23 protein-coding genes and 1 other RNA gene are annotated in these 24,807 nt (G+C 47.7%); 9 read left to right on the top strand and 15 right to left on the bottom strand.

Annotated features, from left to right (window positions below):
* Window positions 1–375: 375 nt before the first annotated feature.
* From M3630_RS20605 to secG, 6 genes are all read right to left on the bottom strand, one after another.
* Entirely contained in the window at window positions 376–918 is a 543-nt protein-coding gene (locus M3630_RS20605; RefSeq protein WP_251253324.1) for a hypothetical protein, read from the bottom strand.
* 16 nt (window positions 919–934) lie between these two features.
* Window positions 935–1,789, bottom strand: coding sequence for a DUF4747 family protein (locus tag M3630_RS20600; protein ID WP_251253323.1), 855 nt, complete (start codon window positions 1,787–1,789; stop codon window positions 935–937).
* A 223-nt stretch (window positions 1,790–2,012) separates the two neighbouring features.
* Window positions 2,013–2,368, bottom strand: a transfer-messenger RNA (tmRNA) gene (ssrA, locus tag M3630_RS20595).
* A gap of 153 nt (window positions 2,369–2,521) precedes the next feature.
* Entirely contained in the window at window positions 2,522–2,995 is a 474-nt protein-coding gene (gene smpB / locus M3630_RS20590; RefSeq protein ID WP_251253322.1) for an SsrA-binding protein SmpB, read from the bottom strand.
* Between the two features lie 148 nt (window positions 2,996–3,143).
* Entirely contained in the window at window positions 3,144–5,654 is a 2,511-nt protein-coding gene (rnr, locus tag M3630_RS20585) for a ribonuclease R (RefSeq protein WP_237899477.1), read from the bottom strand.
* A gap of 142 nt (window positions 5,655–5,796) precedes the next feature.
* The gene (secG, locus tag M3630_RS20580) at window positions 5,797–6,039 is read right to left on the bottom strand and encodes a preprotein translocase subunit SecG (protein WP_047069672.1); all 243 of its coding nucleotides are present in this window, start codon (window positions 6,037–6,039) and stop codon (window positions 5,797–5,799) included.
* Window positions 6,040–6,320: 281 nt separating this feature from the next.
* Between secG and M3630_RS20575 the strand changes: the two genes are divergently transcribed.
* The 5 genes from M3630_RS20575 to M3630_RS20555 all read left to right on the top strand — a co-directional run bounded on the left by M3630_RS20575 (window position 6,321) and on the right by M3630_RS20555 (window position 10,170).
* The gene (locus M3630_RS20575; RefSeq protein WP_047069673.1) at window positions 6,321–6,716 is read left to right on the top strand and encodes a YqzM family protein; all 396 of its coding nucleotides are present in this window, start codon (window positions 6,321–6,323) and stop codon (window positions 6,714–6,716) included.
* Between the two features lie 81 nt (window positions 6,717–6,797).
* Window positions 6,798–7,550 carry an ABC transporter ATP-binding protein gene (locus tag M3630_RS20570; protein WP_251253321.1) on the top strand — a complete coding sequence of 251 codons (753 nt, stop codon included), beginning with the start codon at window positions 6,798–6,800 and terminating at the stop codon, window positions 7,548–7,550.
* Window positions 7,547–8,311: an ABC transporter permease gene (locus tag M3630_RS20565; RefSeq protein WP_251253320.1), complete on the top strand. Its 765-nt coding sequence runs from the start codon at window positions 7,547–7,549 to the stop codon at window positions 8,309–8,311. The genes M3630_RS20570 and M3630_RS20565 overlap by 4 nt, the downstream gene beginning before the upstream one ends.
* A 106-nt stretch (window positions 8,312–8,417) precedes the next feature.
* Window positions 8,418–8,942: an RNA polymerase sigma factor gene (locus M3630_RS20560; RefSeq protein ID WP_221868257.1), complete on the top strand. Its 525-nt coding sequence runs from the start codon at window positions 8,418–8,420 to the stop codon at window positions 8,940–8,942.
* The gene (locus M3630_RS20555) at window positions 8,932–10,170 is read left to right on the top strand and encodes a YjgB family protein (RefSeq protein ID WP_251253319.1); all 1,239 of its coding nucleotides are present in this window, start codon (window positions 8,932–8,934) and stop codon (window positions 10,168–10,170) included. The genes M3630_RS20560 and M3630_RS20555 overlap by 11 nt, the downstream gene beginning before the upstream one ends.
* 41 nt (window positions 10,171–10,211) lie before the next feature.
* Here the strand turns inward: M3630_RS20555 and M3630_RS20550 are convergent, their stop codons facing one another.
* Window positions 10,212–11,222 carry an ABC transporter substrate-binding protein gene (locus M3630_RS20550; protein WP_251253318.1) on the bottom strand — a complete coding sequence of 337 codons (1,011 nt, stop codon included), beginning with the start codon at window positions 11,220–11,222 and terminating at the stop codon, window positions 10,212–10,214.
* A gap of 183 nt (window positions 11,223–11,405) precedes the next feature.
* On the opposite strand from M3630_RS20550, the gene M3630_RS20545 reads away from it, so the two are divergent.
* From M3630_RS20545 to M3630_RS20535, 3 genes are all read left to right on the top strand, one after another.
* Entirely contained in the window at window positions 11,406–12,413 is a 1,008-nt protein-coding gene (locus tag M3630_RS20545; RefSeq protein WP_251253317.1) for a FecCD family ABC transporter permease, read from the top strand.
* Window positions 12,413–13,450 (top strand): FecCD family ABC transporter permease, encoded by a 1,038-nt coding sequence (locus M3630_RS20540; RefSeq protein ID WP_251253316.1) that lies wholly within the window; start codon window positions 12,413–12,415, stop codon window positions 13,448–13,450. The genes M3630_RS20545 and M3630_RS20540 overlap by 1 nt, the downstream gene beginning before the upstream one ends.
* A 562-nt stretch (window positions 13,451–14,012) precedes the next feature.
* Window positions 14,013–14,840, top strand: coding sequence for an ABC transporter ATP-binding protein (locus M3630_RS20535; protein ID WP_173611035.1), 828 nt, complete (start codon window positions 14,013–14,015; stop codon window positions 14,838–14,840).
* 79 nt (window positions 14,841–14,919) lie between these two features.
* Here the strand turns inward: M3630_RS20535 and M3630_RS20530 are convergent, their stop codons facing one another.
* Window positions 14,920–15,330 carry a MerR family transcriptional regulator gene (locus M3630_RS20530; RefSeq protein WP_173611034.1) on the bottom strand — a complete coding sequence of 137 codons (411 nt, stop codon included), beginning with the start codon at window positions 15,328–15,330 and terminating at the stop codon, window positions 14,920–14,922.
* A 112-nt stretch (window positions 15,331–15,442) separates the two neighbouring features.
* Between M3630_RS20530 and M3630_RS20525 the strand changes: the two genes are divergently transcribed.
* Window positions 15,443–16,207: an SDR family NAD(P)-dependent oxidoreductase gene (locus M3630_RS20525; protein ID WP_251253315.1), complete on the top strand. Its 765-nt coding sequence runs from the start codon at window positions 15,443–15,445 to the stop codon at window positions 16,205–16,207.
* 84 nt (window positions 16,208–16,291) lie between these two features.
* Here M3630_RS20525 and eno read toward each other — a convergent pair whose 3' ends face one another.
* The 7 genes from eno to M3630_RS20490 all read right to left on the bottom strand — a co-directional run bounded on the left by eno (window position 16,292) and on the right by M3630_RS20490 (window position 24,715).
* Window positions 16,292–17,578: a phosphopyruvate hydratase gene (gene eno, locus M3630_RS20520; protein ID WP_237899483.1), complete on the bottom strand. Its 1,287-nt coding sequence runs from the start codon at window positions 17,576–17,578 to the stop codon at window positions 16,292–16,294.
* Window positions 17,579–17,665: 87 nt separating this feature from the next.
* The gene (gene gpmI, locus M3630_RS20515; protein ID WP_251253314.1) at window positions 17,666–19,207 is read right to left on the bottom strand and encodes a 2,3-bisphosphoglycerate-independent phosphoglycerate mutase; all 1,542 of its coding nucleotides are present in this window, start codon (window positions 19,205–19,207) and stop codon (window positions 17,666–17,668) included.
* 12 nt (window positions 19,208–19,219) lie between these two features.
* Window positions 19,220–19,978 (bottom strand): triose-phosphate isomerase, encoded by a 759-nt coding sequence (gene tpiA / locus M3630_RS20510; protein ID WP_173611031.1) that lies wholly within the window; start codon window positions 19,976–19,978, stop codon window positions 19,220–19,222.
* Window positions 19,979–19,999: 21 nt separating this feature from the next.
* On the bottom strand, window positions 20,000–21,184 hold the full coding sequence (locus tag M3630_RS20505) for a phosphoglycerate kinase (RefSeq protein ID WP_251253313.1): 1,185 nt from the start codon (window positions 21,182–21,184) through the stop codon (window positions 20,000–20,002).
* Between the two features lie 98 nt (window positions 21,185–21,282).
* Window positions 21,283–22,287, bottom strand: coding sequence for a type I glyceraldehyde-3-phosphate dehydrogenase (gap, locus tag M3630_RS20500; RefSeq protein WP_251253312.1), 1,005 nt, complete (start codon window positions 22,285–22,287; stop codon window positions 21,283–21,285).
* A gap of 19 nt (window positions 22,288–22,306) precedes the next feature.
* Window positions 22,307–23,671, bottom strand: coding sequence for a Na+/H+ antiporter NhaC family protein (locus tag M3630_RS20495; RefSeq protein WP_251253311.1), 1,365 nt, complete (start codon window positions 23,669–23,671; stop codon window positions 22,307–22,309).
* An 18-nt stretch (window positions 23,672–23,689) separates the two neighbouring features.
* On the bottom strand, window positions 23,690–24,715 hold the full coding sequence (locus M3630_RS20490) for a sugar-binding transcriptional regulator (RefSeq protein ID WP_237899486.1): 1,026 nt from the start codon (window positions 24,713–24,715) through the stop codon (window positions 23,690–23,692).
* Between the last annotated feature and the right edge of the window lie 92 nt (window positions 24,716–24,807).

Genomic DNA, 24,807 nt, shown 5'->3' with positions numbered 1-24,807 from the left:
AAGCTATTCGACCCTTTGTCATTTAAATTATGGGATTTATTCCTTATTAAACTGTCCTATTCAAAATACCGTACTATAAGACTAGCAAAAAATAGGAGTCATGCCAATAGTCCCATAATTTACACTACAAGTGGTATAGTAGAATAAAATCAATTGCACATGTCAAAAAGAAATTAAAGTTATTCAATCTCAATCAGAATTATTCATTATAATAAATCTCTCCATATGCTAGTGCACACTTGATATTTGAAATCATAGATTTAGAGCTACAACAAAAATAACAGTTGGCAGAGGATATACTCTCTGCCAACTGTTCACTACATTCTAAAATTATGTAACTTCGAAAATGTTTAAGAAACGGGAAGTCAGTCATGTTTAATTCTCTTCGGGTGGTTCTAGTTCTGCAAGATGTAGAGTTAGAACAACAGTATTACCTATCAAAATAACTGTACCACATAGTGAATAAGTAAAAATAAAAACTTCTGCACAAAATACGTACTTCATTATATTTTCACTAACAAGATTAGACAGAAATACAATAACTATTGATAAAAATGTAGATAGTGCCCAAAAAAATGAGATAAACCAAAAAGGGTACAACAACTTTTGTAACGTGCTATCTTCTAATAATAAATTTAGTATCTTACCATTTGCTACCGCTAAAATAATTGCAAATCCAGCAATAATTATACCTAGTAATGTTGCAGAAATAGACGCAATTGGATCTCCAAAATACTCTGCGATATCATTAATTTTCAGTTTGTCAGTATGGTTAATAACCCAACCAAAAATTATTGTTACACATAATGCAAAGTAAAACCCGTAATTCTTCCAGACAAAATTCCGAAGTCCTACGACTCTAAAAAGAGAAAAAAAGTTCGTATTATTTGTTGAAACTCGCTCTTCCCTCCTTCTCATCTTAGTTACACCTCCATCACCATATAATACTTACCATTTCAGATGCAAATTCCTTGAGTTTCTCAATTAAAGACTTTTCATCCTCTGTCTTTATTTTTTTCATATGAATCGAATTTTTTGAATTGAAATTTCTTGGTTTCCTTTTTCCACGTAGTTTTTTTGACCTACTAGGAAGATAATCGTATCCATAAGCCTTAACATCACCATACGCATTAGAAACCATTGCAATTCCTTGATTTATTAGGTCACCATTTTTATTCAAACCATCTTTATTTTCCAAAGAAACTTTCATACGTGTTGCATTCTCGTCTTTGATAATTTCACTGATTTTTTTATAGGTCTTCTTTTCAATAAAATTAGGTGGTATAAACTCAAATTCAACCTTTGATATAAACTCCATCGACATTATCTCTCTAAATATTTCTTCCTTAATTGGAATTAGTTTCACAATAATTTGGCCAATTTCAATATTGCCAGCATATATTAGTTGTTCAAAAACTTGAAGAAAATCATCCCTACGTATATCTGCTGTTTCCTCAAATATTAGTATTTCGTGCTTGGAATCATATAAGAACTTTGCTTTATTTGCGACTGGCTTAGGTATCTCATATCTAGTAGTTTTATCACCGTCTAATACGTCAATTCCTTGATACCTTGATTTAACCAAATTAGCGAAAATATACTCAACATTATTTTCAACGAACGGATTTATATCCGCAAATTTCCACGTCCACGAACCTTTTTGGTACTGATGACTAGGCGTTATAGCATCTGGAATTAATGAGATTAATCTTTCTTTATTCGCACTAAATATATTTCTATTTATATTAACCTTTGCAGCTATGAATCTAGCTCGAACATCTCTAACCATAATTTATTATATCCTCCACGGTTTAAATTTATATCCTGCTAAATACTTACTATTACAAATTACCAAAACAAGGTTATAATTGCCAAATGTTTTTATGTACGTTGACTTCCGTACTTAGAGTTCTTTAAGAAAGTAAACCCTAATAATACTAAAAAACACACTCTTATCTTCATAACTGAAGAGTAGAGTGTGTTGAGCTTTATTTTATGTAATAGGTTATTATTGGTGGAGGCGGGGGGATTCGAACCCCCGTCCGAAAACAGCGATACATGAGCATCTCCGAGCGCAGTCACTCATTTAAATTTCGGTACCGGATTCGCGGAGTGACGCGCTGACCCGTTACCTAGCCTGATTGATCTTCTTCCTTCGGCTCCAGGCGGAAGCCTCCGGCGTATCCCACTAAAGTTGAGCGCTAGTCATGCCACATGGGCGATGGAATGGTAGCGCCTCACTGGTTATTAAGCAGCGAGAGAAAGTTGTTTGTTGCCAGTTAATGGCGTTCCGCGTTGTTGACGAGGTCCGCAGCCCCCCGGCTCGCTTCTCATGCTCTACCATCCCCGTCGAATCCAGAACGCCCCCAGGTAGGTGAGAAAAAGTCTAGGTGAAGAGCCATTAAATCCACACCTAGACTATATTAAACAGTGTATTGGCTTGTTGTTGCTTATTAAATATAGCACAGGCGACAACCAAAACTCAACGTTGATTGCTGCCAAGCCTGCCAGTGCAATCCAATCAACCTTTTTGGCGTTCACGCAGAGCACGCTCGATATCACGCGCAGACTCTTTTTTCTTGAGGTCTTCACGCTTGTCGTAGTTCTTTTTCCCTTTGACAAGTGCGAGCTCGACCTTGGCCCAACCGCCCTTCAAATAAATGCTGAGCGGGACCAGCGAGTACCCTCTTTCGCGAATCAGACCATTGAGCTTGAGGATTTCCAAGCGACGCATCAGCAGCTTGCGAGTCCGCTCTGGCTCATGGTTAAAACGATTTCCCTGCTCATACGGACTAATATGCACATTGTACAGTAGCAATTCGCCATTCTGCACACGAGCGAAGCTGTCTTTGAGCTGGACACGCGCTGCACGCACGGACTTGATCTCCGTACCGGTCAGCTCAATGCCTGCCTCGTATACTTGCTCGATGTGGTAATCGTGGCGCGCTTTTCGGTTTTGGGCGATTGTCTTGGTTCCGGTCTTATCTTTTGACATGGAGATCACCTCACTTGTACGTACTGCGTTTCGTACCAGTTAGTCTAGCAAATTTTGCCCATTGTGGCAAGTCATTTACCCGGTAAATAGCCAACCCCGAAAAGGGAGACGGATCGTTCCGCGTACTTTTCGGGGTTTAAACAACTGTTTAACGGCGTTTCCGTTTCGCCTGACTGGCTACATTTTTGCGGTTCTTTTTCTTCGACTTGACGAGATCCTCCCAGAATCCCTTCTGGCGTTTCGCTGGGGTATCTCCTTCTCCTGCACCGATTGGCAGCACTTCTTCACCGCTCGATGCTTTGCCCGATCCAGCACGGCGAGGAGGTTTGTTCCCTTCCGTTTTGCGGCGATCCTTGTATTTTTGACGGATTTCCGCTGGATGCTTTTTGTCCTTTTGACGATCTGGTTTGCCTGGACGATCTGGACGGCCTGTACGTGAACGATCTTGTTTGCCACGTGTGGGCTTACGATCTCCACCTCGACCATCTATTACGCGAGGCGTACGCTCACGGCTGCCGCGGAATCCAGCCTTCGGCATCCCGACGATTTCGAAGTCGATGGTGCGTTCATCCACGTTTACATTGGCTACACGTACCTCGACGACATCCCCGATCCGATACTGCTTGCCTGTACGCTCACCAACCAGCGCAAACATTTTCTCATGGTAATGATAGTAGTCGTCGGTCAAAAAGCTGACGTGCACCAAGCCTTCAATCGTGTTAGGCAGCTCGACGAAAATCCCAAACGAAGTGACGCTGGAAATGACGCCTTCGAATTCTTCTCCCACTCGCTCAAGCATGAACTCCGCTTTTTTCAGATCGTCTGTTTCACGCTCGGCATCGACAGCCAACCGTTCACGCTGTGACGCATGCTCCGCGATTACTGGCATTTGCTCTGCCCAGTACCCCAGACGTTTTTCCGATATTTGATCCCCCAGCTCGATCCATTCGCGAATGCGACGGTGGACGATTAAGTCGGGATAACGGCGAATCGGCGAAGTGAAATGGGTATAAAACTCCGTAGACAAGCCGTAATGCCCCAGACTTTCCGCGTCGTAGCGCGCTTGCTTCATGGAACGCAGCATGACGGTGCTGATAATAATTTCTTCCGGCGTTCCCTTTACCTCTTCCAGCAACTGCTGCAACGCACGTGGATGGACAGAATTGCCCTTCCCGCGGATTGAGTAGCCAAAATTCGTGATGAACTCCATGAAGGCCATGAGTTTTTCAGCATTCGGATCTTCGTGAATCCGGTACATGAACGGCTGCTTCATCCAGTGGAAATGCTCGGCCACTGTTTCGTTGGCAGCGAGCATAAACTCCTCGATAATCTGCTCCGCAATCGATCGCGTGCGGAATCCGATTTCCGTAGGGGTTCCTTCTTCATCGACGTAAATTTTCGCTTCGCGGAAATCGAAATCAATAGCGCCGCGCTGCATCCGTTTTTTACGCAGCTTCAAGGCCAGCTCTTTCATATCCTCGAACATCGGGACGAGTCTGCTGTACTTCTCAATCAAAGCTTCGTCCTTGTCTTCCAAAATACTGCGTACATCTGCATACGTCATGCGCTCATCTGTACGAATTACACTCAAAAAGATGTCGTACTTGACGGTGTTTCCGTTCGCATCCATCTCCATATCGCAGGAAATCGTCAATCGGTCTACCTGCGGATTGAGACTGCATATGCCGTTGGACAAGCGATGTGGCAGCATCGGGATCACGCGGTCAACTAAGTAGACACTGGTACCGCGACGATACGCCTCATTGTCCAGCTGGGACTTTTCACGAACATAGTAGCTGACGTCAGCGATATGCACGCCGAGTCTCAGGTTTCCATTTGGCAGCCTCTCCAGGGAAACGGCATCGTCCAAGTCTTTGGCATCTGCACCGTCGATCGTAACCATCATCCGCTCACGCAAGTCACGACGACCGCTGATCTCCTCCTCGGAAATCTCATCTGGTGCAGCCTCAGCCTCTGCTAACACGTCATCTGGAAAAGCTTCTGGCAAGTTGAACTTGCGGATGATCGACAGAATATCGACGCCCGGATCGTTCTTATGGCCGAGAATCTCGACGACCTCACCCTCAGGATTCACTCGCCCCTCTGGGTAACGAACGATGTTGACGACTACCTTGTGACCATCTACAGCACCGTTATAGGCTTCTTTTGGGATAAAAATATCCTTGCCGAGCCGCTTTTCGTCGGGAATGACAAACGCGTAATACGTCTCGTCCTTGAACGTCCCTACGACCTGCTTCATTCCCCGCTCGACGATGCGAATAATTTGTCCTTCCAGACGATTGCCGCCCGCTTCCTTTTCCACACGGACCAATACGGTATCCCCATGCAGCGCACCGTTCATATCATTCGCATGAACGTATACGTCCTCCGCGCCCTGTGTTTCCGGGATTACAAATCCGAAGCCCTTCGGATGACTTTGCAGACGTCCACGCACCAGATTCATTTTTTCAGGCACACCATACCGATTCGCTCTGGTGCGGATCACCTCTCCGCTCGCTTCCAGTGCATTCAGTGTTTTCACAAGCTCCTTGAACGTGGCAGAATCCTTGATTCCAAATGCTTCTTCCAGTTCCCTCACCGTCATCGGGTGGTATGCTTGCTCTCGCATAAACGCGAGTATTTTTTCTTGATCTTCCATTCACAAACCTCCTTTTTCGCGTGGCATTCCCGCGTTTCTCCATGACCATCCTATTATGTAGTATTCACCGTTCCCGCATATCGCAATCGGAATAGAGAAAAAGACAGCAAGTTGCACTCGCTGTCTTTCGGCCGTTCGTCTATTACGCTCCTGTTTTCAAGAAATACCCGAGCAAAATCGCAAAAATCATGAAGCCAACCGCAAATACAACGGTCAGTTTCCCTAAAAGTGCGTCAATCCCGCGGGCTTTTTGTTTGCCCATCAGTTGCTCTGCGCCGCCACCAATCGCTCCGGAAAGGCCGGCACTTTTTCCCGATTGCAGCAACACGACGATAATTAAGCCAATACTTGCGATCACAAGTAAAATTTTCGCAGCCAATGCCATCTTCATTCACCTCAAAACGTATTTCCAAGGCGGAAAAAACCAATACAACAACTTTATCACACTTGTCTGGTAACAGCAACCCGCTATCCCTTCCATTATAAGAGAAATTCTTTCAAATAATATTGACCGTTATAAGGTAGAATAAGAGCAACGTGTTTTTACGAAAAAATGGCAAATTGTGTACTTTCTTTGTCTTGTTGGGTAGTCGCCTTGATATTGTCAAACTTTTGCCGTAAAATTACCATGAAACTTTATAATTTGCTTTGGGAGGTCTTTGTCAGATGGCTGGGTCCAACAAAAAAGACATGAATCAAAACGATGTAATTGATTCCGCGAAGGCCTTTTTTACTTCGTTTGGTATCTTGTTTCTTGTTTTTCTCATTGCACTTGTAGGATCAATCATTTTCCCACCAAAACATGGCGAAGAAGCAAATGGTGGCGGCGCACCAACTGCACAAATTGACGCTGCTGCTGTATTTAAACAAAATTGCGCTTCCTGTCATGGTCAAAATCTCGAAGGCATTGCAGGTCCAAACCTGACAAAAATTGGAGCGACGCTTAGCGCTGACGACATTGCTAAAATCATCAAAGAAGGTAAAGGCGGCATGCCCCCTGGAATGCTGAAGAAACAACCAGAAATTCAAGCGGTTTCACAGTGGCTGTCGGAGAAGAAATAAGTACATAGATAGCCTGTAAGAAAGAAACACCGAAGACTTTTCCTCTTCGGTGTTTTCCGCGTTAATGGGGAGGCTTTTCATATGATCATCAAGATTGAAGCTTTGGGGAAACAAATCCACTCCCCTGCACGTACATGGTTGTTCCGTGACGTAAACACTAGCATTATGGAGCCTACGATTATTGGCATTCTGGGGAAATCGGGGCAGGGAAAAAGCACCTTGCTTCGTATTTTGGGTCGTCTTCTACCGCCTGACTCCGGTACAGTTTTCTTAGAGAATAAAGAAATGACACTGTGGGACGCGAAAGCTTGGCGAATGAAAATCAGTTATGTGGCTCAGCAGGCCGTTATGCTGCCAGGCAGCGTGGAAGACAATCTGCGGACAGTAAGTACCCTACATCAGCGTCCTTTTGATAAGAAGCTCGCCTCAGCCTTGATGGAACAGTTATATATGGAAGAGATTGATTGGTCAAAACCAGCGGCTCAACTCTCCGGCGGTGAAAAACAACGGCTCGCTCTCGTTCGTACCCTGTTGCTTCAGCCACCTGTCCTGCTGCTGGATGAGGTTACCGCTTCACTCGATACGAAGAGCAAGCAGGCTGCTGAACGGCTCCTCGTCGATTTGCACCACCAAACGGGCACGACCTTAATTTGGATCACGCATGATTTAGAAGAAGCACGAGTCGCTTGCAAGCGCATTTGGTTTATGGCGAACCACCAGCTCGCAGAAGACGCTGAATCTGAAGCGTTTTTCCACTCGCCCCAATCCGTGGAAGCTCGTGAATTTTTGCAAGATGGGAATGTCCACGCTGCCCTCAGTGAGGTGCAGCGATGACGCATACGCTTACGGATTCATACATGTGGCTACTCTTTGCCTATGCCTTTGTTTTCATTGCCCTCCTGCTCTCCGTTTGGCAGAAGCTCGGCTTGGAAAAAGACATTTTGATTGGCACCATCCGCTCTACCGTTCAATTGCTCGGGATCGGCTACGTCCTACATTTTGTCTTTGCTGCTGATAGTGTCTGGTTTATATTATTGATCATTCTCATGATGATCTTGGTCGCTTCGTGGAACGCTGCCAGCAGAGCCAAGCATTTATCGGGGATCTTTTGGCGGATCTCTATATCAATTGCAATAACAGAGGTCATCACTATGGGACTGTTGGTTGTACTCGGGCTTGTTTCTCCTACGCCGCAGTACCTCATCCCGATGAGCGGCATGATTATTGGCAGCTCCATGATCGTCATGAGCCTTTTTCTCACGCATATGAACAGAGAAGTAGAAGCCTCTCGCGGGGAAATCGAAACTCTGCTTTGTCTGGGAGCGACTACACGCCAAGCCGTGCATGTGGTGTTGAAGCGAGCCGTCAAAGCGAGCATGATCCCCACCTTTGACACGATGAAAACAATCGGACTCGTCCAATTGCCAGGGATGATGACCGGAATGATCGTCGCGGGTGCCAGTCCCATCGAGGCCGTTCGCTACCAAATCCTCATTATGCTCAGCTTTAGCTCCTCAGCGGCCATTTCGGCAGTTCTGATCAGCATGCTCAGCTATCAGCTCTGGTTTACACGAGATTCCATGCTCCACCCTTAAATACAAGCACTGTCGGACACAGCTTCCGGCAGTTTTTTTGTTTTTGTAATGAAATGCACCCTGAGTCGTCAAATTACATGTAGAACGTACAAAAGGTGGTTCAGCTATGGACAAAAACGGTTTAATGGAGCAATGGTTCCTGCGCTATGGCGATGATATTTACAAATTTCTTATTTACTACACAGGAACCCGCGATGTGGAAGACCTCGTTCAGGATGTCTTTTTAAAAGCGCTTCGGTCTCTGGATGCATTCGAAGGCAGATCGCAACCGAAAACATGGCTATTGACGATTGCCAGAAATACCGCCATCGATCATAAACGAAAGCAACGTCTGCGTAATTGGCTGCCAGATAAATGGCTGGCGAATGTAGAGACGGAAGAAAAAACACCGGAGGAAATTTTGCACGTACATGAGGAGCAGCAAGCACTTTACCATGCAATCCGAGAAGTAAAACCCGCATTTCGCGAGGTGCTCATTTTGCGTGGAGTCAAAGGGCTGTCCTCCAAGGAGACGGCTGAAATACTGGGGTGGTCCGAAAACAAAGTAAACGTGACACTGCACCGCGCCATGAAAGCCGTCAGGGAAATACTTGAGCGTGAGAAAAAGGAGATGATTGGCGATGCGATCTAATTCAGACCATGATTTACTAGAGAAATTGAAAGGGATGCCGGATATGAAAATGAGCGGAGAAAAAAAGCACGAGATCGTTTCTGCAATTCGCCAAACAAATGTGAGCAAATCTGGAAGGACAGCTTCCTTACGTGGTTTCGCTACGATTGGAAAGGGATTGGCCCTCTGCTGCGTACTTGCTGTGACCGTCTGGCTGGGTGCCTCACTCCTTGCGAACCAACAACAGAGTACATTGCCAGACACTGTTTCGCCTATTGCTCCTGGCTCTCCTACCGCTTCTCCGGGACCAGGTCCAAACAACAGCGTGACAACACAGCCTATTCCGCATTCAGAGGAGCTCTTGTCACAAATTCGCTCAGATGCTGAAAAAGGCAAAGTACTTTCTCTCCCCTTCTTACTGGAGAAAACAATGCTGGAGGAAGTAGAAAAGGAATGGGGCAAGCCTGAAAAAACCTATGAAGCAAATGGTCTGATCTACTCCGCCTATCGGAAGCATAAGGTCGTGTTCGGTTACAACAAAGGGATGCAGATCGTAGACATTCGCAATAGAGATTCCCGCTTGATGCAAGTCAGCATGTCTGCTGTTGAAAAGAGCTGGGGAAAGCCAGCCCGGATCAGCGAGTTTGGCAATCTGATTATTTACACGTACGATGTTACTAGCAGCTATCAGGTGAAATTGATTTTTAAAGGAACTGAAAAGCTAGATTTAGATTTGGCGCTGGTTGAATACCAACTGTATTACCCCCAAGGAAACAAAAATCTGATGCTGTACGCGAACAATGTCGAGATTTTGCAGAGCGTGCGAGACCTTGCCAAAAATGGCCAGACCTTCGGCAGTCAGTACCGTGTTGAAAAAGATGTATTCGATGACGCAGAAAAACAGTTGGGCAAACCGGATGTCGTCTCCTTCGTCAATGGCATCACATACAATACGTACCGGGATCTCAACCTAGTCTTCGCCTTTAACAAAGGAATGCAAATCGTTGATATTCGTTCCTATGACCAACGCCTGCAAGCAATTACACTTGCCGAGGTGCGTGAAACACTTGGGGAGCCAGCTAGCAAAACCACAACGGGCGGCCAAACCATCTACACCTACAAGGTAACCCCTGATTACGAATTGAAATTTATTTTCTCAGGCATCATGACCGATGACCCAAACACTATCTTCATCGATCACGTAAACATTTACTACCCACGAGGAACATTCAACAACATGGCGGGATAACCACACAAAAAAGACGGGAGCATCAGTCCCGTCTTTTTTCATTATTTACCGATGATGTAGCCTTCCAGCTCATCCAACACTTTATTCGCTGCGATTACGCCACCGGAAGTATTCCAGATGGTGTCATCCACTTTGAATGCTTTGCCCGCTTTCACGACGTTCAGGTTTTTCCAGAGTGAATCGTTTGTCCACTCTTGCTCCAGCTTGGAAGCCTCGCCTTTGCCTGTTTCGTACGTAAAGTAGAACATGATGTCGCCGTCCATTTCCGGAATGCGCTCTTTGGTTACTTCTGCTGCGAAATCGTCTTTGTCTTGGGCAGCTGGACGTGCCAGGCCAAGGTCTTTGAAAATCGCGCCAGTGAAGGTGTTTTTGTAGTAGATGCGAACTTTGCCAGGCATGAAACGTACAACAGATACTTTTGTGTTCAGCTTGTCGCCCGCTTTTGCTTTAAACTCTTCTACGCGTTTGTTCCAATCAGCGAGGATTTTTTCACCCTCAGCCTTTTTGTTTACTGCTTCCGCGAACAAAGAGAAGTTTTCTTTCCAGTCGCCGCGTGGCTCTTCCACGAATACGGTTGGAGCAATTGCAGTCAATTGTTGATAAATTTTTTCATGACGGAATTTCATACCCAGAATCAAGTCAGGTTTCAGTGCCGCGATTGCTTCCAGGTTAGGTTGTCCTTCTGTACCTACGGATTTTGTACCCTCAAGGAAAGACTTGGTGAAATCGTAGAATTGTGTTGGATCATTAGCTGCACCTACAGCCCCTACCGGCTTCACACCGAGAGCCATCAGAGTTTCAGTACCTTGGTTAGTCAACATGACGATGCGTTCTGGCGTACCTTTAATGGTTGTTTCGCCCATCGCGTGTTTCACTGTGTAGCTTTGGCCGGAACCCTCGGAATTGCCTGTTGCTTGGTCAGCAGGCTTTTGTTCTGCCGGCTTTTGTTCGCTTGCTTGCGGAGTACCACAACCGGTAACAACCAGTAAGAGCGCCATTAAGACAGCAAAAAAAGCTTTACCGCCTACGGTCCGATATGTACGAGAAAACATGATGAAAGGACCCCTTTCCCTTTTCTATAATGAGAATTCATATCAATGACAGAGTCTATCCTACTCCCCTGCTTGTCAAAAGTCAATCACAAAATGATAATGACTATCAACGTCATTGACACTTCCTTTATGTAGCTCTACACTTAACTATGAAACCATCTAAGAAATAAGGATGTAGCCATCATGAATACTTTTTTAGCTAGCAACTTTCGTAAAATTCTGGGACTGGTATTCGCCCTTCTCCTTCTGACTTACCTCAGTTATGCCAGCCTCATCTTTGGCGTCATTGACACGAGCTGGCAAACTGCGATTGATGCCTATACGAATTTTAACGGCTCCAATGAACACATCGTCATTAAAGAAGTGCGAGTACCGCGTGTGCTCAATGCGCTTACGGTCGGTTTTTGCCTCGGTTTGGCCGGAACGCTGCTTCAATCCTTGACGAGAAACCCTGTTGCAGATGTTGAACTGTTCGGCCTTAATGCAGGTGCTTCTCTTTTTGTTGTGTTCGCCGTTACATTTGTCGGGATCAGCTCCTTGACCCAGTTTACATGGATTTCCTTTTTAGGGGCCGCTGTAGCAGGTTTGATCGTCTACATGCTCGGTTCATTCGGCAGAGATGGACTTTCGCCTGTGAAGCTGGTCCTAGCGGGTGCAGCTATCACCGCCTTGGCTTCTTCGATCCGACACGGCATGATGGTCCTGAATGAAAAGGCTACGGACGAGGTGCTTTTCTGGCTGGCAGGGTCAGTCGGAGGCAGAAAGCTGGAGTACTTAGCCACTGTCTTTCCTTATATGATTATCGCCTGGATCGCTGCTTTTGTCCTCGCACGCCCGATTCAAACGTTGTTAATGGGTGATGACGTTGCAAAAGGTCTCGGACAACGTACATTATTGGTCAAATTCAGTGTCGGAATCGTCATTGTTCTCTTATCCGGTTGCGCAGTTGCTGTTGCTGGACCTATTGGTTTTGTCGGTTTGGTCACTCCGCATCTGGCCCGCTATCTCGTCGGAATCGATACACGCTGGGTACTTTTGTACAGCGGTCTGCTTGGGTCCATCCTGCTGCTGTTAGCAGACATCGGCGCTCGCTATATTGCAATGCCTGCTGAGGTTCCTATTGGAGTAATGACAGCCCTGATCGGGATTCCGTTCTTCATCTATGTCGCACGCAAGGGGCTGGATAAATAATGAAAGACTACCTGTCTCTTCGCATCGGCAAGCGCTTTTCATCGTTTCAGCTACATAAAAGGACGATCTTGTTTTCGCTTCTCTCCTTGATGGTCGTCATCGCAGTAGCGGTTGTCAGTCTCGGAATGGGTGAAATGAAAATCGCCTCGCTCGATGTGGTAAAAGTTTTGTTGGGAATCGGTTCAGAAGAGAATGCTTTGATTGTGGAGCAATTTCGACTGCCTCGCATCGTCATTGCCATTCTGGTAGGTGCTGCACTTGCCGTCGCTGGTGCCATCATGCAGGGGCTCGTCCGCAACCCGTTGGCTTCCCCGGATATTCTTGGGGTATCGGGTGGAGCATCTGTTTTTGCAGTCGGCTTTTTGATCTTATTTGAAACAGCGAGCATCAAGTGGCTTCCTCCCATCGCTTTTTTGGGGGCAACATTGACGACATTCCTGTTGTACGCCCTCTCTTGGAAAAAAGGCGTCACGCCGCTACGTCTCGTCATGATCGGTGTGGGAATCAAAATCGCAGCGGGTGCCATCGTCACCATGCTGATCATGTTCAGTCCGTTTTTGCTGCAAAATAAGGCATTACTCTGGCTGACTGGCAGCATCTACGGCGTTGACTGGAACGACGTATTCATGATTTTGCCGTGGGTCGTCGGACTGATTCTCGTAGCCGGCTTCCTTGCTAGACGCGTGAACATTCAACAGCTCGGCGATGATCTGGCAACGAGTCTCGGCAGTTCCTTGCAATTGGATCGTTTCCTCCTACTGATGATTTGCGCGGCATTGACGGGAACAGCCGTCTCTGTTGGAGGAGATATCAGCTTTGTGGCTTTGCTGGCCCCACACATTGCCAAACAAATGATTGGTCCGTCCTTTGGCGGTGCCATGACACTCTCGGCTTTCTTGGGTGCCATAATCGTATTGCTTGCGGATTTGATTGCACGCATGGCTTTTTCACCAATCGAAGTGCCTGTAGGAGTATTCACCTCTGCCATCGGCGCTCCGTTTTTCATCTACTTGCTGTACAAAAACCGAAATCGCTAGGAAAGAGCTTAGTCCCGCTGTAGTGGTGGGGAGGAAACAGGAGAAAACGCTCAGATTCTTGTCCCACCCGCTGTGGGTTGGACTGCCCGACTCCATGAAAAAAAGCGAAACCCGCGTCCAAAGTTGCCATTTCGCGTTGTGTCGCAGAGGTGGACGCTAAAAGCGCGTTTCTCTTTTTTTCATTGCGTCTCGGTCGGCGTCCCAAAGATCTTCGCTTATTTCTCCTGTTTCCTCTACAAGCTTTCCATGTTAACCATGTTTTTAAAGATTGAAGAACGTCATCAGTAACGCCAGAGAAGAATATTTCCAGACGTAGCGACTTGTGGAGTCCTACCGAGCGGAGAAGGGATTCGCGGGCAAAAGAAACGCAACCGTGCCCATACGACGAAGCGGCTACCACTTTTGCGTTTCCCCGCGAATCCCTTCGGAAGCGGACAGTGCACACTTCCAGTGGGACGGAGCCTGGAACCTAGACTGGAAATATTCTTCTCCCCACCCCAGCCACATGCGACCCTGAATATATTTTTAAACTTCCTATGCGTTTGAAAGGAGTCCAGACCATATGCAAGCTTTGGAAACCCAACAGCTTACGTTATCGTACGGAGAACGCAACATCATTGAAGCATTAGACTTAAACATCCCGCGTGGAAAAATCACCGTTTTCATTGGAAGTAATGGCAGCGGCAAATCGACGTTGCTACGCTCTCTGGCACGTTTACTCAAACCAAAGGAAGGCGCCATCCTGCTTGAAGGAGAATCGATCGCGAAACGCTCTACCAAAGAGGTAGCGAAGCGTCTTGCCATCCTTCCTCAAGGCCCATCTGCACCAGAAGGATTGACGATTCTGCAATTGGTCAAACAAGGACGCTATCCTTATCAAAACTGGCTACAGCAATGGTCAGAAGAAGACGAGCAGATGGTCAACAAAGCATTGGCAGCTACTCAACTCACGGATATGGCTAACCGTGCCGTCGACAGTCTCTCTGGCGGCCAACGTCAGCGCGCCTGGATTGCGATGACGCTCGCCCAAGGAACCGAAACCATTTTGCTGGATGAGCCTACGACTTATTTGGATATGTCGCATCAGATTGAGATTTTGGACCTGTTGTTTGAACTGAATCAAACGGAACAGCGCACCATCGTCATGGTTCTCCACGATTTGAATCTCGCTTGCCGCTATGCCCATCATATCGTTGCCGTTCACAATCAGACCGTCGTGGCAGAAGGGTCTCCAAACGAAGTGCTGACGACCGACCTTGTCCGTACGGTTTTCGATATGGATTGCCAAATTACGCAAGACCCCCTGTACGGAACTCCTATGTGCATCCCGTACAGTAAAAGCCGTCTGGGCACTGTGCAGACCGAACAAAAAGCATTCGCTATGTCATAAGCTCCAAACAAAAAAAGACTGTCCATCGAGTGGTATGGGCAGTCTTTTTTTTTTGTAAGCAAAAACGTCCTTCATGAAGCTAACGGGAAGGTTGCTGCAAAGCCAATGTCGCTTGCTCGTCCATTTTTTTAACCATTTCGGGATCTTCGTAGGTTGCTATCTTCGTATCGATGAGTGCAAGGTTTTTCTGGAATTCCTCGATTTGCTTTTCCACTTGTTCACGATGAGCGATTAGGAGTGCTTTTCTCTCCTCCAACTTTTGACTACCTTGCTTACACCAATCACTGTATTCTTTAATTTCTTTAATGGGCATACCGGTATTTTTGAGGCAGCAGATTAAGGCTATCCAATTGAGATCCAATTCGCTAAAGAGACGGTTGCCGTTTTTGTCTCTTGAGACAAAGGGTAGCAGGCCTTCTTTGTCATAGTAACGCAATGTATGAGCGGGTAGGCCGAATCGGTCAGCCACCTGCTTAATCGTGTAAAACATACTTTTCACTCCCCCTTGACTTAAAGTAAACTTTAACCTTTATGCTCACTATAGATCACATGTTTACTACCATTCAAGTGGTCCAACCAAAACATAAAGGGGATAAATCGCTATGAAAAAAACTCAAAAGATCGTGCTGGTAACGGGTGGTAGTCGCGGGCTAGGGAGAAATTCAGCTATCGCGCTATCTCGAAAAGGATTTGATGTCATCCTGACGTATCATTCTCGCAAGGAAGAAGCGGAATTGGTAATCAAAGAAATTGAGGAGAATGGTCAAAAAGCTGCCGCCCTCCAACTTGATGCGGGTGACGTATCCACTTTTGAAAGGTTCGCATCCCGCCTTGCCGATGTACTGAAAGAAAAATGGAGTACAGAGCATTTCGATGTTCTGATTAACAACGCTGGTTTTGGAGTGAACGCTCCACTTTCGGATACTACTGAGGAACAGTTTGACAGTTTGGTAAACGTGCACCTCAAAGGCGTATTTTTCTTAACACAGAAATTATTGCCCCGTATTTCTGATGATGGACGAATCATTAATATTTCGACTGGATTGACCCGGTTTGCCCTTGACGGCTATGGAGCATACGCCGCCATGAAAGGTGCCGTCGAAGTATTGACGAGATATATGGCAAAGGAATGGGGAAAACGGGGTATCCGGGTTAATACGATCGCCCCGGGAGCGATTGCTACGGACTTTCAGGGAGGGGCAGTACGGGATAATCAGGATATACATGACTTTATTGGCTCGCAAACAGCGTTAGGCCGTGTTGGGAGAGCTGATGATATTGGTGGTCTTGTCGCGTCATTGTGCACCAACGAAATGGGCTGGGTAAACGCGCAACGAATCGAGGCGTCCGGTGGCATGTTTCTTTAATCCTATAAAAAGAACAGCGGCAGTCCCGGACTTTTTTGCGTCCTGGACTGCCGCGTGCACTTTTTATCTATCAATCATACGAGCTTATTTCTTCAGGTTGTAGAATGCAGAACGACCGCCAAAACGAGCTGTATCAGCCAGTTCGTCTTCAATACGCAGCAATTGGTTGTACTTCGCTACGCGGTCCGTGCGGGAAGGCGCACCAGTCTTGATTTGACCTGCATTTGTAGCCACTGCGATATCAGAGATTGTAGAGTCTTCGGTTTCACCGGAACGGTGGGAAATCACCGCAGTATAGCCAGCCAGCTTCGCCATTTCGATTGCTTCGAAGGTTTCTGTCAGCGTACCGATTTGGTTTACTTTTACCAAAATGGAGTTACCTGTAGAGGTCTCGATTCCGCGAGCCAGACGCTCGGTGTTCGTTACGAACAAATCGTCACCAACCAGCTGAACTTTGCTGCCCAACTTGTCAGTCAGCGCTTTCCAGCCATCCCAGTCGTCTTCAGACAGACCGTCTTCGATGGAGATGATCGGGTATTTGTTTACGAGGTCTTCGTAGAACGCGATCATTTCTTCTGTTGTTTTCACAACGCCTTCGCCTTCGAAGTGGTATTTGCCGTCTTTGAACATTTCTGTAGCTGCTACGTCCAGCGCGAGGAACACGTCTTTGCCTGGCTCATAGCCTGCTGCCTTGATCGCATCCAAAATGGTTGTGATCGCTTCTTCGTTGGATTTCAGGTTTGGAGCGAAACCGCCCTCATCTCCTACTGCTGTGCTCAGACCTTTTTCACCCAGTACCTTTTTCAGGGAGTGGAAAATTTCCGCACCTGTGCGCAGCGCTTCCTTGAAGGATGTAGCACCTACTGGCATGACCATGAATTCCTGAATGTCTACGGTGTTGTCTGCGTGCTTACCACCGTTCAGGATGTTCATCATAGGAACTGGCAACATTCTCGCGTTGAAGCCGCCGAGGTAGTTGTAGAGAGGAACGCCGAGAGATTCTGCAGCCGCACGTGCCACTGCCATAGACACGCCGAGAATCGCGTTTGCGCCCAGCTTGCCTTTGTTTGGCGTGCCGTCGAGCTGAATCATCGCCATATCAATGCCAACTTGATCCAGGGCATCCATGCCGATCAGTTCAGGAGCAATGATGTCATTCACGTTTTCTACGGCTTTCAGAACACCTTTACCCAAGTAACGGGATTTGTCACCGTCGCGAAGCTCCACTGCTTCATACGCACCTGTAGACGCACCAGATGGAACATCTGCGCGACCCATCGAGCCATCTTCGAGGTATACTTCTACTTCCACAGTTGGATTACCGCGGGAGTCCATAATTTCGCGTGCATAAATGTCAGTAATCATTGCCATTTCTCGTCCATCTCCTTTTTTCAAATGCACTTACAATCTATTTCGAGTTAAACGTCAAGCTACCCTTACAGTGTGTCCCAGTGAAGCCTATTTTGCAAGTAACGATTTGCCTGTCATTTCAACCGGTTGTGCTACCCCCAAAAGCTCCAAAAGCGTTGGCGACAAGTCGGCCAAAATACCGTTTTCGCGCAGAGTAGCCCCGTCTTTTGTCACGATTACAGGCACCGGATACGTACTGTGTGAAGTAATCGGACGTCCCGCTTCATCCAGCATCAGATCCGCGTTTCCGTGGTCAGCTGTGATGACGGCTACGCCACCTTTTGCTACGATTGCATCGACGACTCGGCCCAAGCATGCATCCACTGTCTCGACTGCTTTGATCGTTGGCTCCATCATACCGGAATGACCAACCATGTCGCAGTTGGCAAAGTTCAGGATGATCGCGTCAAAATTGTCTGCCTCGATCTCAGCGACAACAGCGTCTGTCAGCTCTGGAGCACTCATCTCCGGCTGCAAGTCGTACGTCGCCACTTTTGGCGAAGGAATCAGGATACGCGTCTCGCCTGGAAACTCCTTTTCACGCCCGCCACTGAAGAAGAACGTCACATGCGGGTATTTCTCCGTCTCGGCAATGCGCAGCTGCTTCAAGCCATGCTGGGAAAGCACCTCTCCCAATGTGTTGTCCAGATTGGAAGGCTTGTAAGCGACGTACCCATTAACCGTCTCGGAAAAATGCGTCAGGCACACAAAATGCAGATCACGCGGGCGCTTATCTCCGCGGTCAAATCCACGGAAATCTTCATTCGTGAATGCCTGCGACATTTGAATGGCACGATCCGGGCGGAAATTATAAAAAATAATCGAATCGCCGCTTTGAACGGTCGTCACTGGTTTTCCGTCTTCATCGAGAATCACGGTTGGCATGACGAATTCATCCATAATGGACTTTTCATAGGATTCCTTAACCGCCTGAATTGGATCACGATAAGCAGGAGCATCTGCGTACACCATGGCACGATACGCCTTCTCTACGCGCTCCCAGCGTTTGTCACGATCCATCGCATAGTAGCGACCTTGTACGGTAGCAATTCGGCCAACGCCGATCTCTGCAATTTTGGCTTGCAGTTGTTCGATATAACCCACTGCACTGTCAGGCGATACATCGCGGCCATCGAGAAAACCGTGGATGAACACATCCGCAAAGTCCTGCTTTTTCGCCAACTCGAGCATTGCAAACAGGTGGTCAATGTGACTGTGTACACCACCATCGGACAGAAGCCCGAACAGGTGGAGCTGTTTGCCGTTTTGCTTCGCGTGCCGGAAAGCAGCGATCAGCGTTTCGTTCTCAAAAAAAGCGCCTTCTTGAATCGACTTGGTAATGCGCGTCAAATCCTGATAAACAACACGCCCTGCCCCGATATTGAGATGGCCAACCTCGGAATTCCCCATCTGTCCTTCTGGCAGTCCAACAGCCAGCCCACTTGCCTCCAGGGTCGCATGAGGGTATTGGTTCCAGTAACGGTCAAAATTCGGCTTGCTGGCTTGTGCTACTGCGTTACCATACGTCTCGTTCCGCAGAGCAAAACCATCCACAATCAATAGGGCAACCGGTTTTGGTCTTTGTGTCATTGCTTTCTCCTCCTATCGCGACGTAGCTCCTGCCACAAGCTGCAGGTAACTGTCCGCTACGAGACTCGCTCCACCAACCAATGCTCCGTCGATATCCGGCTGTGCCATGTAGCTTGCGATGTTTTCCGGCTTAACGCTTCCGCCGTATTGAATGCGCACTTTCTCAGCTGTCGCTTGTCCGAAGCGTTCACCGATTACGCTACGAATAATTGCAATCGTTTCATTGGCATCCTCTGCCGTGGAAGACTTGCCTGTGCCAATCGCCCAGATCGGCTCGTATGCAATAACCGTATCCGCCACTTGTGCAGCATCCACTCCGGCAAAAGCACCTTCAGTCTGCGTACGGACTACGTCAGCTGTCTCGCCCGCTTCCCGCTGCTCCAAACTCTCGCCTACGCACACAATCGGTACGAGACCTGCTGCTAATGCGGCTACAACCTTTTTGTTCACCGTCTCATCTGTTTCGTTGAAATATTGACGGCGCTCAGAGTGACCAAGGATCACGTACTCCACGCCGATTTCTTTTAGCATGGACGCGCTGATTTCGCCTGTAAAAGCACCTTGCTCTTCAAAATGCATGTTTTGCGCGCCAATGGCAATATCCGTGCCCGCCAGCTCTTCTTTAAGTGCAGCCAACGCTGTAAAAGGTGCGCAAATGACTTTTTGTACTCCGGAAGTATTATTGCCAGCCTTGGCTTCCTGCGCAAACGCTCTTGCCTCGGCCATCGTCTTGAACATTTTCCAGTTCCCCGCGATAATTGGTGTTCGCATGCAAACTCCCCCTCTTCGCTCTTATTGGTTATCTGCCAACACAGCTACGCCTGGCAGTTCCTTGCCTTCCATGAATTCCAGGGACGCTCCGCCGCCTGTAGAAATGTGTGTCATCTGCTCAGCTACGCCTGCTTTTTCCACAGCTGCTACGGAATCGCCGCCACCGATGATCGTCGTTCCGCTGCATGCTGCCATCGCCTTGGCTACACCAATCGTGCCGCCTGCAAAAGCATCCATTTCAAATACGCCCATCGGACCGTTCCATACAACCGTTTTCGAATCTACAATGACGCCGTGGTATTGTTCCACTGTTTTTGGACCGATATCGAGTGCCATCCAGCCCTCTGGAATCGCATCGATTGCCACGACCTGCTTTTCCGCATCTGCCGCAAAACGGTCAGCTACCACAACATCAACTGGCATCAGCAATTGAACGCCGCGCTCTTTTGCCTGATCCATCAATGTACGTGCGAGGTCCAGCTTGTCGTCTTCACACAGCGAAGCACCAATGCCATAACCTTGTGCTTTGAGGAATGTATTCGCCATACCGCCGCCGATAATCAGGTGATCGACTTTGGTCAACAAATTTTCAATGACAGCAATTTTATCTTTTACTTTTGCACCGCCGACAATCGCTGTAAACGGACGCTCCGGATTGGACAAGGCTCCGCCCATAAAGCGAATTTCCTTTTCCATCAACAAGCCCGCAACTGCTGGTATGTACTCAGCGATTCCCGCTGTAGAAGCATGTGCCCGGTGAGCTGTTCCGAATGCATCATTGACAAACAGATCAGCCAAAGCCGCAAAGCTTTTTGCCAGTTCTGGATCGTTCTTTTCTTCTCCCGCATGGAAGCGTACGTTTTCCAACAGAATGACGTCGCCAGACTCCATCCGTTCTACTGCCGCTTCTACGTCAGCACCTTGGCAATCCTCCAGCTTACGCACGTTCTTGCCCAAGAGCGAGGACAGATGGGCTGCGACAGGAGTAAGACGCATCTCTTCCACTACTTGGCCTTTAGGACGACCAAAATGGCTCGCCAGGATTACTTTGGCTCCTGCCTCCATCATGAAACGGATGGTTGGTACAGCAGCACGAATGCGTGTATCGTCGGTGATTACCCCGTCCTGCATCGGCACGTTAAAGTCAACACGGCAGAATACGCGCTTGCCTGCCAGCTCAACATCGCGGATAGATTTCTTGTTCATGAACGATCCTCCCAAATCATTGGCTTTTTATTCGGAAAAAAGATATGGGAAAAGGGAGATTGCTCTCCCTTTTTTCCACAACAGTTCTATTTTACGTGTTAGAAGCCGCGCTGTGCAACATAATGACACAAGTCTACGACACGATTGGAGTAACCCCACTCGTTATCGTACCAGGAAACGACTTTCACCATGTTTCCTTCGAGTACCATTGTAGACAAAGCATCGATTGTGGAGGATGCAGGGTTTCCATTGTAATCAGAGGATACGAGCGGCTCTTCGGAGTAGCCGAGAATGCCTTTGAGTGGGCCTTCTGCCGCTTCCTTCAGGGCGTTGTTGATTTCTTCAACAGTTGCGTCTGCCTTCAACTCAACTACCAGATCCACTACGGATACGTTTGGAGTTGGTACGCGCATCGCGAAACCGTTCAGCTTGCCTTTCAGCTCAGGCAGTACGAGTGCTACCGCTTTTGCCGCTCCTGTAGAGGTTGGAATGATGTTCTCCGCAGCTGCACGGGCACGGCGCAAATCTTTGTGCGGCAGGTCGAGAATTTGCTGGTCGTTGGTGTAAGAGTGAACGGTTGTCATCAAACCGCGTACGATGCCGAATTTGTCGTTCAGAACTTTTGCGAATGGCGCCAAGCAGTTTGTTGTGCAGGACGCGTTGGAGATCACTGTGTGTTGTGCCGGATCGTACTTGTCTTCGTTTACGCCGATTACGACTGTAATGTCTTCATTTGTTGCTGGAGCGGAGATGATGACTTTTTTCGCGCCACCTTCCAGGTGCTTCGCTGCATCTTCGCGCTTTGTAAAGCGTCCAGTCGATTCCACTACGATTTCAACACCGTAATCTGCCCACTTCAGTTGAGCTGGATCGCGCTCTGCCAATACCTTGATTTCTTTGCCGTCAACGATGAGCGTGTTTCCGGAAGCTTCAACGCTCACGTTCAGAACACCATGAACAGAGTCATATTTCAAAAGGTGTGCCAGTGTGTGTGCATCTGTCAGGTCATTGACCGCCACGATTTCTACATTCGGATTGTTCAGTGCTGCACGAAATACGTTACGACCAATACGACCAAATCCGTTAATACCTACTTTTACCATAATGTATACCTCCTGCTCATTAGCTAGCTTTATTCTTCATTGCGAGAAACCTGCCCTCTGGCGAAAACCAGCGGGTTGATAATATCGTAACAATCGGTAATAAGATTGGAAAAAACACAAAGGGCAACGTCTGGATTGTCGAAACACTTAACGTGAGTGCCATCATCATCGATAGACCGTTCCACGGAATCAGTACAGGCATGACAACTGTGGAGTCAAGCATTGTCTTGCCCAACAGCTCGCGCCCTCCCTCCCATTGGGAGAACCGTCCGAGAAGAGTCGAACCGAGAACCAGAATCGGAATGGTTTGATTACAGCTGATGATAACCACCAACAACGACAATGCCGCTGCTTTCGCTACCAATACCGTCTTATTTTTTGTATGGCCCATCATTTTGTCTACGATGGGGGTTAATAAATTGGCTCTGTTCAAAATGCCGTTTAAAAAGCCTGCGAGAATGATTAACGCCAGAACACTGAAGATGGCGAACATCCCGCCCCCATGGACCAGTTGATCCAGCGGCGTTCCTGAATGAAGCTCAAATCCAACTAGCATCGATGTAAAAAACGTCTTCACATCCAAATTCCCATTGATCCCGACTAGAATCGCACTGGCTCCGATACCGAAAAACAATGCCTTCACCGCTTTTACTCTCAGTGCAAAAGAAGCAATTAACACCACGAGAGGCAGCATGAGCAGCCAATGTACAGAAAAATGACTGACCAACAGCTCTTGGTACATTTGAATGGTATCCGTCGAGTTCGCCTGAGGTCGAAATAGATCAAGGATCAGGAAAAGTAACGCGCAAATCGCTACCGTAAGCAAAGCAGGATGCCGTAATCTTCTTTCCTGCTCTTCTGTCAAACCGACATTGGAAAGCACCAGTAATCGACTGCTGGATATCGGCGAGAAGCGCTCCCCCACCATCGCTCCAGAGATGAGCGCACCTCCTACGATCGCAGGTGATATCCCCGCTGCGTGTGCAATCCCCATCAGGGATAGCCCAATCGTACTCAGCGTACCGATTGATGTACCCAATAAATAACTGACGCCTGCGGTCAACAGAAAAGAAAGAACGAACAAATACTCGACATTCACAATCGATAATCCGTAATAAATGATGGCGGGAATAGTTCCTCCCATCATTAGTAGCGGAATCAAGAGTCCTACTAAAAACAGAATCGTAAGGACGGGCTTTGCCTTTTGGACACCTTCCCAGCCAAACACGAACTGCTGCTTCCACGGATAACCCAATCTTTTTACACTAACCAGTGTGACCAAGATCGCAAAAACAATCCCCCATGCGATCGGAAAACCGAGCGATAGGCTCAAAATGATTCCAGCGATCATTGCCAAGATGGGTGTTACCGATGTGATAGACATGCGACCGACTTCCTTCCGTTACAATCGTGCGGACAACAGCGTGTAAGCTGCTCCTTCGTCCGTAATGAGTACATTCTGACACGATTGCTTGGCAAAGGAAAGAATCGCTTTTGCCTTGCTTTCGCCCCCCGCAATGGAGAGCACAGTTTCTGCCTTGTGCACTTCCTCTAGCTGTAAACCAATTGTCGGCATTCTGTGGACCGTTTCTCCCGCTTCATTAAAGTAGTAGCCGAATGCTTCTGAAACAGCCCCCGTCTCCACTAATTCTGCGAGCTCTTCCTCCGAATAATTCCGCCTTTTCGCCATCGTGACGGCATCCCCGATTCCATGCAAAACGATTCGAGTCTCTCCCAAGAGCGATAGCACATCTTGTACCTGCGGCTCTTTGACCAATGTCTGCAAGGCTTCTGGATGAAGTCGATCCGGTACGTGAAGAAGCCGATAAGAAGCACCTGTTTTCGCTGCCATGGCGGAAGCGAGCGTATTCGCTTGCAGCTCTACGCGTTCTCCCAGTCCACCGCGAGCAGGGACAAACTGAACGTTTTTGAACGAAGCAGAAGGCGTCAAATGACTTGCTACACTGGCGATCGATGAACCACCTGTTACCGCTACAATGTCTCCTTCTTGCACGACCTGTTTGAGGACCCTTGCCCCTACCCGTCCAAGCTCTTCCTTTACCCAAGGCGATAGGTCTGCATTGCCCTGCACCACAATGACTTCTGCTATGCCCAGCTTTTTTTGCAGGCGCTCTGCCAAGTCAGTAAGGCCGAATAGCTCTCCGACGAGAGGTTCCATGTCGTCCAAGACTTGTTGTCCTTCTTCACTCAGGCTCATTCCCGCAGCCGTTACATGCAGGAGCCCCGTTTCTTTCAGCAGTTCCACTTCTGCCCGCAAAATACGTTCAGTGGTATCCATGGCTTGAGCTAGACCTCTTCTGCCAATCGGCTGCAAATGATAGATGGATCGGAGCAACATGTACCGCTGACGCAAAACCTGAATCAAGTCAGGCAACAATTTTTGTTGCAGTTCCAGTAAACGTCGCATTTTACCTTCTTCCTTGGTTAAAAGTTGTTTGATCGGGACGCTTTATGTCCCTGTATATACATTTTATGTCCCGCTTGGTGCAAAAAAAAGAT

This window comes from Brevibacillus sp. MER 51, from assembly GCF_023714195.1.
Taxonomy (GTDB): Bacteria; Bacillota; Bacilli; order Brevibacillales; family Brevibacillaceae; genus Brevibacillus.
The sequence above is the reverse complement of the archived record's forward strand: the minus strand, read 5'-3'. Positions and strand labels throughout refer to the sequence as shown.